At 62.1% G+C, this 13633-nt stretch carries 13 protein-coding genes; 4 read left to right on the plus strand and 9 right to left on the minus strand.

From position 1 onward, the window contains the following. Positions 1–12 precede the first annotated feature (12 nt). The 6 genes from QA637_RS10485 to QA637_RS10510 all read right to left on the minus strand — a co-directional run bounded on the left by QA637_RS10485 (position 13) and on the right by QA637_RS10510 (position 8476). Entirely contained in the window at positions 13–738 is a 726-nt protein-coding gene (locus tag QA637_RS10485; protein ID WP_283061363.1) for a hypothetical protein, read from the minus strand. Positions 739–758: 20 nt separating this feature from the next. Beyond that, positions 759–1943, minus strand: a complete 1185-nt coding sequence (locus QA637_RS10490; protein ID WP_153436483.1) for a gluzincin family metallopeptidase — start codon at positions 1941–1943, stop codon at positions 759–761. A 33-nt stretch (positions 1944–1976) separates the two neighbouring features. Beyond that, positions 1977–2744 (minus strand): TfuA-like protein, encoded by a 768-nt coding sequence (locus QA637_RS10495; protein ID WP_153436482.1) that lies wholly within the window; start codon positions 2742–2744, stop codon positions 1977–1979. An 8-nt stretch (positions 2745–2752) separates the two neighbouring features. Next, positions 2753–3991, minus strand: a complete 1239-nt coding sequence (locus QA637_RS10500; protein ID WP_167528116.1) for a YcaO-like family protein — start codon at positions 3989–3991, stop codon at positions 2753–2755. After that, the gene (locus tag QA637_RS10505) at positions 3975–7070 is read right to left on the minus strand and encodes an ATP-binding protein (protein ID WP_283061366.1); all 3096 of its coding nucleotides are present in this window, start codon (positions 7068–7070) and stop codon (positions 3975–3977) included. Before QA637_RS10505 ends, QA637_RS10500 begins: the two co-directional genes overlap by 17 nt. A gap of 278 nt (positions 7071–7348) precedes the next feature. Beyond that, complete coding sequence (locus tag QA637_RS10510; RefSeq protein WP_153436479.1) at positions 7349–8476, minus strand: ATP-dependent DNA helicase; 1128 nt, start codon at positions 8474–8476, stop codon at positions 7349–7351. Positions 8477–8788: 312 nt separating this feature from the next. On the opposite strand from QA637_RS10510, the gene QA637_RS10515 reads away from it, so the two are divergent. From QA637_RS10515 to QA637_RS10530, 4 genes are all read left to right on the plus strand, one after another. After that, positions 8789–9877, plus strand: a complete 1089-nt coding sequence (locus tag QA637_RS10515) for an AbrB family transcriptional regulator (protein WP_153436478.1) — start codon at positions 8789–8791, stop codon at positions 9875–9877. A 199-nt stretch (positions 9878–10076) separates the two neighbouring features. Beyond that, positions 10077–10451: a COG4315 family predicted lipoprotein gene (locus QA637_RS10520; RefSeq protein ID WP_153436477.1), complete on the plus strand. Its 375-nt coding sequence runs from the start codon at positions 10077–10079 to the stop codon at positions 10449–10451. Then, positions 10435–10989 (plus strand): RNA polymerase sigma factor, encoded by a 555-nt coding sequence (locus QA637_RS10525; protein ID WP_153436476.1) that lies wholly within the window; start codon positions 10435–10437, stop codon positions 10987–10989. The genes QA637_RS10520 and QA637_RS10525 overlap by 17 nt, the downstream gene beginning before the upstream one ends. Then, complete coding sequence (locus tag QA637_RS10530; protein WP_153436475.1) at positions 10986–11795, plus strand: anti-sigma factor family protein; 810 nt, start codon at positions 10986–10988, stop codon at positions 11793–11795. Before QA637_RS10525 ends, QA637_RS10530 begins: the two co-directional genes overlap by 4 nt. A 53-nt stretch (positions 11796–11848) precedes the next feature. On the opposite strand, the gene QA637_RS10535 is transcribed toward QA637_RS10530, so the two are convergent. Genes QA637_RS10535 through nthA form a run of 3 tightly spaced genes read right to left on the minus strand, consistent with a single transcriptional unit; the run spans position 11849 to position 13546 of the window. Continuing rightward, positions 11849–12235 carry a nitrile hydratase accessory protein gene (locus QA637_RS10535; RefSeq protein ID WP_153436509.1) on the minus strand — a complete coding sequence of 129 codons (387 nt, stop codon included), beginning with the start codon at positions 12233–12235 and terminating at the stop codon, positions 11849–11851. A gap of 13 nt (positions 12236–12248) precedes the next feature. Next, positions 12249–12908 carry a nitrile hydratase subunit beta gene (gene nthB / locus QA637_RS10540; RefSeq protein ID WP_153436474.1) on the minus strand — a complete coding sequence of 220 codons (660 nt, stop codon included), beginning with the start codon at positions 12906–12908 and terminating at the stop codon, positions 12249–12251. Beyond that, positions 12905–13546 carry a nitrile hydratase subunit alpha gene (gene nthA / locus QA637_RS10545; RefSeq protein WP_153436473.1) on the minus strand — a complete coding sequence of 214 codons (642 nt, stop codon included), beginning with the start codon at positions 13544–13546 and terminating at the stop codon, positions 12905–12907. Before nthA ends, nthB begins: the two co-directional genes overlap by 4 nt. Positions 13547–13633: the final 87 nt, after the last annotated feature.

The following is a 13633-nucleotide window of genomic DNA, read 5'->3' on the forward strand; positions in this document are numbered from 1 at the left end:
CCTGCCAAGACATCAATCGCGTTGGCGCTGCGGCGCCAGCGACATCGCCTGCGCATAGGCCAGTGGCGAGCGGTTCCCCGGCATGTTCTCGTCCAGGATCAACGTTTTCAGGTCATCTGAGCGAACGTCGAGAGCCACCGCCTGCTCCAGTTTGTCGACTGACCAAACGACATAGCCAAGCTTGGCGCTGTATCCACACTCCCATCCGCAGTTGCAATCATGTTTGCGCTCACTCCCACGCTCGTCTTCGGTTTCGCGTTCGCATTCACATTTCGCCGCGACGATTTTGTGCGGGGAGACAGGTAGAATCATGATTTGCGGCTTGGGGAGTTTGTAGCAATGCCCTTCATAGGCATAGCCATAAATTACTCCAACGCTTTCAAAGCCCTCGCTCACCCCAGTGGAAACGGATAAATAATGGAAATATTTAGATGCTATTACCCCAACAATAACGTTGTCTGCAGAAATTACTGTTTTGTTAAGTAAATCTTCAATAACAACTTCCATCACTTCGATAAAATCACCGTAATTATCGGGTGAAATTTTTGGATTTTTTCCCAAAAGTTCTCCGATTTTTTCCTTATAATAAGCATGCGCTTCGGCTGAATCTTTTGGCTTTCTAACGATATTACCGGGCCTTCCGTAGAGCCTTATTTCTCCGGGATTGTAGGGACCCGTACGTCCCGTTATCTCACCCGGGTCAGTGAACAAACTTGGATTTCCACAGCAATCACTCATGCTCCACTCCTTTCCCAGCTCTATCTTTGACTGATGATCTCACGCCATGCGAAATTGGCTTCCAGCAGTTCGGCGGTCGCCCCGCTTGCGGCGGAAATGACAGCATTTGCCGCCTGATCGAGCCGCAACGTGTCTGGATCGAGTGTCGGCAGCGCCCCCGCAAGCGCTTGTCCGACTGCATCGCGGGCAGCGGTCAGCGCCAATCTGAAGAACATCGGTTTGACCTGGAAGGCCGCCGCCGTCATCTGGCGGAAACGGTCGAATTCATCCTGTTCCAAATCTCGAATATCGAAATCCAGAAGCCGCGTGTCGGCGCAGTCGCGCTCAACCAGTTCCCGATGATAAAGCTCGACGATGGTGTCGAAGATGGCGCCGATGAAAGGGAGCGCCCGGTCGTGCACTTCGCGCGTCGTCTCGGACATGCGGCGAAAATTGGTGGCAAGACGGATCTGGGTCTCGGGACTCGTTTCCGCAAACCGATTGAGCTCGTTGTAAAGCAGCAGATTGCCTCTCGTTCGGCGCAGCAGCCGGTCGATGGCGGAGTCGAACTGCAGAAACGAGATCAGTGACACCACGTCCGAAAAGGCTTCGGAAAATGCAAAGAAGTCGCTGTCACGCAGAGGGGCCGTCGGGATCCCCGTCTCGGAAAGGAGGATAATGTGACCGATTTCATGCGCGATCGTGTCGAAATTCAACGCGTACGGCCGCCTTATACCCTCGACGTCGGAACACCCCAGTTCCAGGAAACCGTAGCCCGCGTGGGCGTTGTCCCAGTTTACAAAGGCGATGATCTCAAGTCTCGGAAAGGTCTGCGCAAAAAACCACCGGATCGGGTGACCCAGATAGCTCTGCCAAATGTCAAGGACGAAACGCACGCAGGCATAGGCATGTACGCTGAGAAACGCCCTTGAGTTGGGTGACAGATTGTCGAAGTGGCGATCCGGGCCAGGCATTGCCGGCAGACGCTTCGCTCCATCGAAGGGCGGGAATTGATTGAAACCGTAAGGCTGCTTGTCAACGAGCGGATCGACCACGTAGACGGTCAAATCGCTCGGCCCCTCGCCGATTTCGTCCCGCGGTATCGACAGCCACACACGATCCGGTTGCTCATATCCGGGGATGAACGGGGGCTGGGGATATATCCAGAAGCGCGTGCCAAGACGCGCGTTTGCCGATCCGAGGGCATCGTCCCCAGGCAGACGCATTGCACAATCGCCCCCCGATGGAAAATCTGGCAATTAGAGATTCAATTTATAAGTGTTCACTAAATTTGAGTCAATGCCGCCCGCCTCGAGGTCCCGCATGAAGGTATTCGTCGCGACCCAGGAATCAGGCGCGCGCACGCTTTCACGTTGCATTGCAAGATCTGAAGCGCATTGCAGAGCAAGAAGCGCGTCGCGCTTCTTCTGCCTTACGATATCATTTCTCAGCCTCTTGGCCTCGTCGTCCCGCCACCCGCCGGTCCGCAAGACTGCATCGAACGAGCGTTCCCGAAAGTTCATCTCTCGCGCGATCGTTGTGAGCAGACGACGCTCCTCGGCTCCGATAAGGCCACGGCGCATCAGGCTCGACAATGTTCGCTGAATATCAACGAGCGAGTCCGTCAGTGGTGGAAAGCCCAGTTCGGCAGGGCCCGAATGAACGGCAACCGCATCGTCCGGCGCAAGCCGCCAGCGCCGATACCACCGATAGATGAGGCCGACGCCGACCATGCCGAAGTTGCTGAGTTCCGCCGCCCTAAGCGCTCCCATACTGGCGGCGCCGATCACTGTGATTCCTTGCGCCATTGCCCATAGGATTTCCTTGTGCCGCACGGCCGGCCGGTCTTCGAATTGTCCGTCGATCAGAACCATCGCGCGCGGGTGAAATGCATGGGCGGCAAGCAGAATGTCGCCCTGGGCGACAGGCTGCAGATAGATGGCGTCGAGCACTGCCTCCGCTTCCGCGAGCCTCAGTGTCGGTCCGAGAAACACCAGGATCGGGCCCTGATCGCTCGTATCGCTCATTGTCATCCTCATCGCAGAATGGAAAAGGGCGTCGCTCCCGGCAGGATGACCCTCACGCAGTGCACGCCCGTTTCGCAGTCGGAACCCACCGGCACTGCCAGTATAGGTCCAACTCGTGCCGCCATTGTTTTCTCGATGAGCGCAGCAAGATCGTCGACGATCGGTACTTCGCCCGAAACATATCGCGCCGTGGACGCTCGCTCGACAATGAGTTGGCGCGCCTGGGAAACGACCGCGTCCATGCTTCTTCGATAGTGGCCTCGGGTCTGGTCGTCGCGAGCGCCCGATATCGCGCCGGCGCGCGCCGAGAGCGCCTCCAGCATCGCGCTCGCCGCGGCTGCAGCGACGCTTGGACCCGCCGCATAGCCCTCGGTCGGGAGTGCCAGGATTGGTTCGCCGGGCCCCGTTTCGATCGCCTGGCACCAGACGACTGGAACACCGGTTGGCGAGGGCGCCAGCCACAAGCCGAACGATACCCCGCACTCCCCAGCAACAGATCCTATGCGGTCGACACGGTCCCCCAACCCCGAGGGGGCGATCCGCATGCGATCGAAGAAGCCATGCGTGGCGAAGGCACGCGCCATGGCGTCGCGCTCGATGCATTCGAACAGCCCGTGCAGGAATGCGCCATAGGCCGACGTATGGCAGGCAAGACCGGTCGTCGTACGGATGAACAGGCCGTCTCGGGCGGGCGGCGGCTCGGTATAGCGGGTATGTACAAGTTCAAGGGGAACAGGCTCAGCGGCCCCGGTGGCGATGTCGATCCCGGTGATCCAATGGATCTCCCTGGTCCGCCAGTTCGAGCCGACCCCGGGTGCCAGAAGCTGTTCAAACAGCCCTTCCGCCAGTCCGATGTCGTCGGCAGAGGCGAGGAAAACGCGCTCGGCTGGAACGGACTCGGCGAAGAACCGCTCAAGCGATTCCATGATCGCACCCAACGCCGCCTCCGACATGGCGAGGCCGCGCCCGAGAGACGTCACTTCCGAGAGCGCTGCCGGCCGAACCACCTGGACGACCGGGAGGCCGATCCGGTCGAGCCCGGTCAGGTCCGCGACCCGCGTTATCCGCGCTCGGCGACAGAGCGGCAGAACCCTCCGAAGGCAGTGTTCGGCCTCTCCCGGCCCTGTCTGCGTTGCGAAAGGACTTCGCAGGCCGGAAAGAATCGCATCCCGAAATCCGGAAAGGGCACCACCCGAGCGCGATCGTTCCTTCAGCGGCAAGTCTTCGGGTTCAACGCTCGATGACAATGCCAAGCTCCCGGACCGATTGCCTGGCCCGCTCCGCAAGCGCCTCGGCGCCCTGATCCTCGGCAATTTCGATAGCGGCGCGCAAATCCGCGGCGACGATATCGTGAGGTGCCTTGGCTCGAGCATGGAGAACCGCACGGCATCGATGGAGTTCGGGGAGCCAATAGGCGTGGTGGGTTTCCTTCGCCTTCTCGATCGCCTCATTGGCGACATCGATCGCCGCCTCGTATTTCTGCGCCAATCCCAGCATCATGGCGTGCATATAGAGGTAAATCGGAAGGTCTATGACCGTGCCGAGTTGCTTCAAAAGCGAAAGGCCGCTTTGAAACGTCTCGTGGCCACCCGCTAGATTTTCGAGATGAGCCTCGGCCCAGCCGCCGAAAAGAAGCGACAGGCCGGAAAGCGACTGCATCTCGTGCTGGCTCGCAAATTCGGCCATCCTTCCGGCAACGTCCGTAAGCCGCTGAAAGTCGTTGCGGTAGAAGGCGGACACCGCTTCCGTGTCCAGCGAATGCGCTGTGCTCGGCGCATGCGCAATCCTTTCAACAAAGGCGATCATTTTTGAAAGCGCCGCGTCCGATGCCTTTGGCTGGCCCGTCAGCCACAACGAAAGCGCCAGTTGTCCGAGGCCGCAAACCTTGGCGTCATGCCCGCCATAAAGCGTGCGGCTCGTCTTGGCCGATTGCTCGTCATAGAGCGCCAGCCCCGCTTCGATCGCCGCCTGGGTCTCGCGATGACGGCCGAGATTGAAATCGATGGCCCAGATGCAATGGTTGACCTGTAGCCTGACCTCCGGATCCTCCACTCCGGCCAGCATTGCCTGCACCTGCAGCGCGCGATCGTGCATGGCGGGAAAATCCGCGCCCGTCAGCCACCAGCCCCAATAGATCGGGAACCATTTCGGCTGGTCCTCCATCGGTTGCCAGCGCGCGATCGCCACGCCTTTTTCATAGAGCTGACGCGCCGGCTGCGAACTCATTCCCACCATTCCGATGAGGATCGGTCCCAGGGCGACCAGCGCCGAAAGCTGCAGCAGCTCGACCGCGTGCCCATCGCCCATCCGCTCCGCGAGCGTCAGCGCGTGTTCGAGATATTGGCGTGCCTCGACCATCGCCGAGCGGCTCGAGCTCTCCTTTCCCGCCGCAATGAACAGCTCGATCGCGCTTTCGAGAAGCCCCGCCCGTTCCGCATGCTCGGCGAGCTCGCCGGTATCGATCCAGGCTGCGAGCTGGCGGTCCTGGCTGATGGCGCCAAAAAGGCGGCGATGCAATGTCTGTCGCTGCTTGCGCAACAGCGCGTTGTAGATCGTCTCCTGGATCAGTACGTGCCGGAAGCCGTAGGCGGTGCGCCCCGGCGCCCTGATGCGAATCAGGAATCCAGTTTCGCAGAGGGTATCGGCGGCACTTGCCAGCGACTTCTTGCTGAAATCGGGTAACAACGCGTGCAGCACCGGCAGCGTGAACTGGGGGCCCGCAATCGCACCGGCCCGCGCCACATCCCGGGCGGGACCTAAGTGCTGGAGGCGAGCGTCAAGGATGCTCTCGAAGGCCGAGACGTGGCTGGGCTTGACGCTTTCCGAGAGGTTCATCGTGTCGGCGCCCACGTTCTGCGACGCCCACTGGCAAATCTCTTCGATGAAAAGCGGAACGCCGCCCGATATTCTTTCCGTCACATCGAAAAGTTCGGGAAGCATGGCGAGCCTGTGCTCCGGCCATCTCGCCCTGATCGCCAGCCGCGTCTCGTCGCGATCGAGTGCTTGGAGGGTAATACGCGTCGGATTTGCGGCATCGAGCCAGTGCACCGGGCTCCCGGACGGTTGGTGTCCCGTCGCCTGCGATCGCGGGCGCGAGGTGACAACGAGCAGGATCGGAAGTTCGCGCAAGACCTGTGCGGCTTCCGCCAGCAGATCCTGCGAGGTGGGGTCGATCCAATGCACGTCCTCGACCACGACGACGATCGGTCCGTTCTGGCAGGCGGCCTTCAGCGTGCGGAACACGGCGCGATGCGCCTTTTCGCGGACCGCCTTCGGATCGCTGCCTGACAAAAACTCGTTTCGCCCCTGCGCTCCGAGCAGGTAGGCGAAGACGTCCGTTGCTTCCTCATCGTAAATGCCGTTGCGTTCAAAGAGGTCCGTCACCGCGGCCGCCGTCAGTTGCCCGTCGGCTTCCGAGATGTCTCCCGGAATACTGTTGCGCAGCGGATGTAGCGTCGATCGGAAACCGCCGGGAAGGCACTGGAAGAAAAACAGCTTTGATCGCCGGTCGCGCGTGTTCCGGCGGACCTCCCGCAACAGCCGGGACTTGCCGATACCAGCCTCTCCCACGATAAGCAGCACCTCGCCCTCACCGCCAAGCACGCCCTCCCAGGCCGCGGCGATCGCAGCCATCTCGCTTTCGCGCCCGATGAAAGGACCACCGAGCCTTCCATATGCGTAAAAGCGATTGACCTCGATCTTGTGCCCGAGCGCGCGCCACACCTTCTCGGGCTCGGAAAATCCCTTGAGCGTCTTGCTGCCCTGGAACACGAAGGCATGCGACCGCCCCGCGAGATTGCGCGTGCCCTCGGAGACCAGGACGCTGTCCGGCTCAGCGATGGATTCGAGCCGGGTTGCCATGGCGAGCGCCGCGCCGGTGACAGCTTCCTGCGTCCAATTCTCCATCTTTGCTTCGTTGACGAGCGCGATCGACGTCGCGACGCCGACGCGAACGTGCAAATCGTCACGCTTCACCTCGTGGCCGACGCGCCGGCAGCCTTCGATGATGTCCAAGCCGGCGCGGATGGCGAGCGAGGCCGCATCCTTCGCGTCGAGCTCGATCGGAAACAGCGCCACACCGCCGTCGCCCGCCTCGTGCTGGATGATGCCGGAATGGGAGGCGATCGATTGTCTCGCCGCAGCCGCAAAGGCGCTCATCAGTTCCTGATAGTCTTCGATGTCCATGCGCTGGAAGAGATCGGTCGAGCCCACGAGGTCGTAGCAGAGCGCGGTTACGATGCGCCGCTCGCTGTCATGCGTGGATGAACCGCCCCGTGCGCGCTTGGTCAATCGTCGTGGTGTGTTGGTCCGACTCTCGCGAAGCATGCACCACTCCCGCCCCCTGCCGTCCCGCGACTAGCCGGTCGCGCTACCGCATGATCTCGTCCATGATCAGATTCCCGCGGAGGCTATCATGAACAACAACGCCGCACCCGCTCAAAAACGCACAAGATGCTGTCTGCCAGATTCTCTCGTATTAGCAAATACTGATCGATGGCGGTGGAATGTCAATCTGCCTGCGGCGCCAATCGGATGCGGACAGGTCATCCCCAACACCGCGATCAGTGCATGGATTATCCGCCGGCTTGGCCGGCATTCCTGCCTCACCGGACGATCGTCAGCCGCTCCGCCGCGCGGGTGATCGCCGTGTAAAGCCAGCGTTCGCGTGTGTCGCGAAAGGCAAAGCTCTCGTCGAAGAGCACGACATTGTTCCACTGCGAGCCCTGCGCCTTGTGCACCGTCAGCGCGTATCCGTAGTCAAACTCGTCGTAGCGCTTGCGGGTGGACCAAGGGATCTCGCCTTCGACATCCTCGAAGGCGGCCTTCAAGAGCTTGATCTTCGCCGCGCCGCGATCCATGTCGTCGTCTTCCGGGCGGATCATCAGGTTGATGCCCGGCTTCACCGTTTCTTTCGAGGAGCTCATCACCTGCCAGAGCGAGCCGTTGAGCAGCCCCTTGGCCGGGTCGTTCCGAAGGCAAACCAGCTTGTCGCCGGATTGCGGATATTCGCTGGTGAAGCCTTTCAGCTCGCGAAGCCGCTGGTTGTAGCGCCGCCGCGTCCTGTTGGTGCCGACGAGCACCTGGTCGGCCTCCAGCACCAGTTCCTGCGTCACCTGCCCTCGCCCGATCACCTGCGCCGTGCCGTAGTCGCCATGCATGATCTCGCTGCCCTCGCGCACCTGCATGGCCAGCTGGATGATCGGATTGTCGCGCGCTTGGCGGTGGATATCCGTCAGCAGGTAATCCGGTTCCTGATTGGTGAAGTAACCGCCGCCCGAAACTGGCGGCAACTGTCCCGGGTCGCCAAGAACGAGGATCGGCGTGCCGAAGCTCATCAGGTCCTTGCCGAGCGCCTCGTCGACCATCGAACACTCGTCGACGATGATCAGCGCGGCTTTCGCGACCGGGCTCTGCCGGTTGATAGAGAACATCGGCGCGATCGAGGTCTTGCCGGTTTCCTCGTCCTCCACCTCCTCCTCTCCGCGCGGCCGGTAGATCAGCGAGTGGATGGTCTTGGCATTGCTCGCGCCCTTGGAACGCAGCACCTGCGCTGCCTTGCCGGTGAAGGCGGCAAACAGCACCTCGCCGTCCACGTGCTCGGCGAAATGGCGGGCAAGCGTGGTCTTTCCGGTTCCGGCATAGCCGAACAGCCGGAAGAGCGGTGAGCGCCCTTCCTTCAGCCAGCGCGAAACGGCCTGCAAGGCCTCATCCTGTTGCGGAGCGAACTGCATGGCCCGCAGTGTCAGGATTCGGGGGCGGTGCGCAAGTGCGGATTTCGCAATCACGGCCCTCGACGAGGCAGCTTCTAAAAAGGACCCATCCGGCTGTGGCACTTTTTTGCGGTGCACCTTGAACCGGTCGCAAATGCTTCTACCCTGCGCGGCATTCAACGCGGCTAGAAGCAGTGGCACCATGAAATCGCGCAGGCGCTTTTTCCCAAAATCGATTTCCGATTTTCCGCTTATGCGCTACCAACCGTTCCGAACCCTGCGCCGCCATATCGTTCGCCCGCCGCACACGCCAGCGAACACCGGAGAAGGCCTTTGAGACCGGAACACCCCGCAACGCCCTCCCCGCCGGAAAACGCAGGGATCGGTCGATTGCCGCCGGCGTTGCAGTGGTGCGTGCTCGCACCTTTTTCGGCCGTCTTTACGGCGATACTTGAGACGATCGGCCTTCCGGCCGGACTGCTGATAGGCCCGATGCTCGCCGGCGCGCTCGTCGGCATGAACGGCGGCACGATCCGCCTGCCGCGTCAGCTCTACTTCTGCGTCCAGTTCATCCTGGCGATGATGATCGCCGGTTCGATGACGCCCGCGCTGTTGGTCGCCTTTTCCGGTAACTGGCTCCTCTTCCTCGCCGTCGTTCTCGCCGTCATTGGCGTCAGCACGCTTTGCGGCTGGATCATGACGCGGATGCGCATCCTGCCCGGCACGACCGCGATATGGGGCTCCTCGGCCGGTGCGGCTTCGACCATGCTGTTGATGGCGGATGCCTATGGTGCCGATGCGAGGCTGGTTGCCTTCATGCAGTACTTGCGCGTCGTCTTCGTCGCCAGCGCCGCCACGCTGGTCGCCCATCTGTGGGTCACCGGCGCCGAGGTCAGCGCCACGACCGACTGGTTTGCGCCGATCGCCGGCCTCCCCTTCCTGGCAACGCTTGCCGTCGGCCTTGCCGGCGGCTTCCTTGGCAAGGTCCTGCGTGTTCCGGGCGGCGTCTTCCTCGTGCCTTTCGCCATCGGCTCTGTTCTCAACATCACCGGCGCGCTGACGACGGAACTGCCGCAATGGCTGATCGCGCTCTGCTCCGTCATGCTCGGCTGGAACATCGGCCTCGGTTTCACGCGTGCGATTCTGGCCCATGCGCGCCGGGCACTGGTGCCGACGGTCATCTCCATCCTGGCATTGATGTCCTTTTCCGGATTGCTTGCGGTTCTCCTGATCTTCGCCGCGGGCATCGATCCGCTGACGGCCTATCTCGCCACCAGCCCCGGCGGCCTCGATTCGATCGCTGTCATCGCCTCGTCGAGCAATGTCGATTTGTCCTTCGTCATGGCACTACAGACGGTACGGGTGCTGATCATCACCCTGCTCGGCCCGGCTCTCGCCCGCTTCGTCGCCGACCGCGCCTGAGCAGACGGTATCGCGCTCCTGTGCGCCGCGAACGGTTCCTTCCCGCAGCCGCCTCAACCATCACGAGCGCATAGGGAATAAATCCTGCGTCCTCCGTGTCTTATCTGTGAACCTGCCAGAACGCGGTTCCGCTTCAGCGAGGACGGGACGAGGGAATCCTTGCCCCGCGAGAGAAACCTATTGAGGAAGGAAGGCCCCCATGAGAACGTTTCCATTAGTCATCGCCATTTGCCTTGTCGCAAGCACTTCCGCCCTCGCCGCACCGCCGGTCAAGACGGTTGAATCGAAAAAGGGCAATGTGCTGGCCGCAGCGAACGGCATGACGCTTTACACCTATAAGGACGACCACGGTGGTGTTTCCAGCTGCTACGACAAATGTGCGAAGAACTGGCCGCCCTTCCTGGTCGAAGGAAAAGCCATGGCCGAAGGCGGCTACACCATCGTCGACCGCAAGGATGGCGGCAAGCAGTGGGCGAAGGATGGCATGCCGCTCTATTTCTTCATCAAGGACAAGAAGATGGGTGATGTCACCGGCGACGGTGTGAAGGGCGAATGGGATGTCGCACGGCCGTGACGGTCAGGAGGGGGGCGCGGGGACGGACCCCACCGCCCCCGATGCATTCGAGGAGGGAGTCCTCGCCCTGATGCCTGCGCTGCGGCGCTATTCGCGCAGCCTCACCCGTTCCGATCCGGACGGCGAGGATCTGCTGCAGGATTGCGTCGAGAAGGTTCTGGCGCGCCGCGCGCAGTGGCGCGGGGTGAACCTGCGCGCCTGGGCCTTCACGATCATGACCAATCTCTACCGCAACCGGCACAGGCACAGGGCGCAGCATCCGGAGGTGGAGCTCGATGAGGACCTCGGTCTCGCCGCCACCGAAGACAACGCCGACCCGCTGGAGAAGCTGCGCCTCGAACGCGCGCTCGACAGGCTTTCGGCTGAAAACCGCTCGGTGCTGATGCTGGTGGTGATCGAGGGGTACCGCTACCAGGACGTGGCGGAGATGATGGCGATCCCGATCGGCACGGTCATGTCGCGCCTGTCGCGTGCCCGCCGCCAGCTCGCCGAAGCGATGAAGGACGACAACGTGGTTGCCCTGCGGAGACCGAAATGACCGACGACTTCAACACTGTCTCCGAAGACGAGCTGCACGCCTATGTCGATGGCCAGTTGAGCCAGCCGGAGCGGGAGCGCATCGAGGCTTGGCTCGAAAGGCACCCGGCGCGCGCAGAGGAAGTGCGGCAATGGCAGGCGCAGGCCGCGGCGCTGAAATCGCACTTCGCCAGCTACGCCCGCAGTGACGACAGCGATCGGGTGCTCGTCGCCACGCGCCGGGCAGCGCCCAAGGTCGGGGCGATATCGAGTGGCATTGTTAGACGCGCCGCCGCCGGTCTGCTGATTTTTGCTGCGGGCGCGCTCACCGGCCTCTATACACCCGCGATCGTGGCACCCGACAGGCCGCTTCAGATCGCTGAAGAGCGCGAAACACTGCCCCGGCAGGCACAGTCGGCGTTCCTCATCTATGCAAGCGAGGTGCGCCACCCGGTCGAGGTGGGCGCCGACGAGCAGGGGCATCTCGCCAACTGGCTCGGCAAGCGGCTCGACTATGCGCTGAGGATTCCCGATCTCTCCACACTCGGCTTCTCGCTCGTCGGCGGGCGGCTCGTTCCGGTCAACGGCAAGGCAGGCGCCATGCTGATGTACGAGGACGGCACCGGCCAGCGGCTGACCGTCCTTCTCGGCCGCGACACCGAGAACCGCGAAACGAGCTTCCGCATTGCCAGCCAAAGCGGCGTCGAAACCTTCTACTGGATCGACAGCGGGATCGGCTACGCCGTCACCGGCGAGGTGTCACGCGACCTTTTGCAGAAGGTCGCCCATGAATGCTACCGGCAGTTCGAGGGGTCATCAGAGTCGTAAAGAGAGGAGCAAGGGTGCGAGCAGAGCAACGCTTTACCGCACGCCCTGCCCGTTCACCTCAGCGGATCGTTCTCGATGATGATCGGCTTGCCGTGCGGCGTGGCTTCGGCCGCGCGCTGCCAGCTTCGGGTGAGCGCCTCGAGTTCACATCCGGAAGCGATGGAGCGCTCCGCTATCAGCCGGGAAAGTGCAGCCACCCAGCAATCGTAGTAATCGCTCGCGTCGGCCTTGCGGCCGGGCTTGTGGAGTTCGGCCGAGAGCGCTTCCGCCCACTCGCCCCAGGAAAACACGCCCTGCTCATGCAGGCTGAGGGCCATGGCGAAAGCGGCCGCCTGCCAGGGTTCGGCAAAGACGGGATCGCCCTCTGTGGATTTCGGCAGTTCCGTCGAAGCGAGCAGTGGGGAAGTGAACGCCGGTTTACCCTCCGCACTCCCGTCCAATCGCGAAGAAGTCTTACACACGCTCAAGATAGCTCTCCCAGGCGTCGATCGAGACCGTCAGCGTCGGATCCGCCGCCTCACCCCAGATCTCGCTGCCCTCGAACACGACCGTATAGACCCATTGCGGGTTCTCGCCCCAGCCGTGAGCATTGTCGTCCGGAAAGACGAAGCCACCCTGCACGGCCTCTACAACGCCCGTTTTGGCGCGGGCATAGCGCGGCAGGCGCGTGTGGGTTTCGGGATTGAAATTCTTCGTGCGCACCCTCTCTCCGACGACGAAACGCGGCGGCGGTGCGACCCGTCGGTCACAGGGACCGCCCCTGGCGAGCACGCCTGCCACCATCTCGGCCTTCAGCACCCGCTTTGGTTCCGTCCCCTTTTCCAACATACGGCCAGCGTCGAGTTCGGCCTGCGTGACAAAGCCATGGCGCTTGAGCAAGATCTCCAGCGCGCGGGTCCAGATCTCGTAATAGCTTGCCGACAGATAGGTCGCGGGGGGTAGACTTTCGCGCGCATGCCGGCTCTCGTCGATCGTCCATGCGCCGAAGGCGCCGCAGCAGAGCGTAACGCCGAGCGCCCGCTTCTCCCATTCCGCATGGAAATAGGGCTCGTCCTTTTCGGGCGCGATCGGCCCAAGACCATGCTGGCCGCCGAGGTCGTGCGGCCCGTTCATCGCACCACCTCCGGCGAAAGCGCGAGGCCGGTGCCGATCATCGAGTCCCGCGTCACCAAGTCGGCCAGTTGCTCCTCGTTGAAGCCTTCGGTTCCGTCCGGCCGTTCGGGCACGACGAGGTAGCGCAGTTCCGCCGTCGAATCCCAGACGCGAATCTTCTTCTCCGCCGGCAGTTCGAGCCCAAATTCGGACAGCACGCCGCGCGGATCGATGACCGCGCGCGAACGATAAGGCGGCGCCTTGTACCAGACAGGCGGCAGGCCCAGCACCGACCATGGATAGCAGGAGCAGAGCGTGCAGACGACGAGATTGTGCGTGTCGGCCGTGTTGAACACGGCGCGCATGTGCTCGCCTTGCCGTCCGGTAAAGCCGAGGCTCGCGATCGCCGCCGTTGCGTCGCGCTTCAGCCAGTCGGAAAACTCGGGGTTGCTCCAGGCCCTTGCGACAACGCGCGCACCGTTCCTCGGCCCCACCTTGGTCTCGTAGGTCTCGACGATCGCATCGATTGCCGCAGGGTCGATCAACCCCTTTTCCGTCAGCACCGTTTCCAGCGCCTTCACTCGCGCTTCGATGTCGGAGAAATGATTGTCGTGATGGTGATCGTGCCCATGGCCTTCACCATGATGATGTTCTGACATTCCGCCGCTCCTCTGCCGGAAACGCCGTTCTTTTTAGTGCATTAGCACAAGAACCGGAATCGATTTCTGAACCGATTGACACCGAAA

It is taken from the genome of Sinorhizobium terangae (assembly GCF_029714365.1).
GTDB lineage: Bacteria > Pseudomonadota > Alphaproteobacteria > Rhizobiales > Rhizobiaceae > Sinorhizobium > Sinorhizobium terangae.

Coding starts and splice junctions, on each gene's coding strand:
- QA637_RS10485 (WP_283061363.1), bottom strand. CDS start 738: ATGAGTGATTGCTGTGGAAATCCAAGTTTGTTCACTGACCCGGGTGAG.
- QA637_RS10490 (WP_153436483.1), bottom strand. CDS start 1,943: ATGCGTCTGCCTGGGGACGATGCCCTCGGATCGGCAAACGCGCGTCTT.
- QA637_RS10495 (WP_153436482.1), bottom strand. CDS start 2,744: ATGAGCGATACGAGCGATCAGGGCCCGATCCTGGTGTTTCTCGGACCG.
- QA637_RS10505 (WP_283061366.1), bottom strand. CDS start 7,070: ATGCTTCGCGAGAGTCGGACCAACACACCACGACGATTGACCAAGCGC.
- QA637_RS10510 (WP_153436479.1), bottom strand. CDS start 8,476: ATGCAGTTCGCTCCGCAACAGGATGAGGCCTTGCAGGCCGTTTCGCGC.
- QA637_RS10520 (WP_153436477.1), top strand. CDS start 10,077: ATGAGAACGTTTCCATTAGTCATCGCCATTTGCCTTGTCGCAAGCACT.
- QA637_RS10525 (WP_153436476.1), top strand. CDS start 10,435: ATGTCGCACGGCCGTGACGGTCAGGAGGGGGGCGCGGGGACGGACCCC.
- QA637_RS10530 (WP_153436475.1), top strand. CDS start 10,986: ATGACCGACGACTTCAACACTGTCTCCGAAGACGAGCTGCACGCCTAT.
- nthB (WP_153436474.1), bottom strand. CDS start 12,908: ATGAACGGGCCGCACGACCTCGGCGGCCAGCATGGTCTTGGGCCGATC.
- nthA (WP_153436473.1), bottom strand. CDS start 13,546: ATGTCAGAACATCATCATGGTGAAGGCCATGGGCACGATCACCATCAC.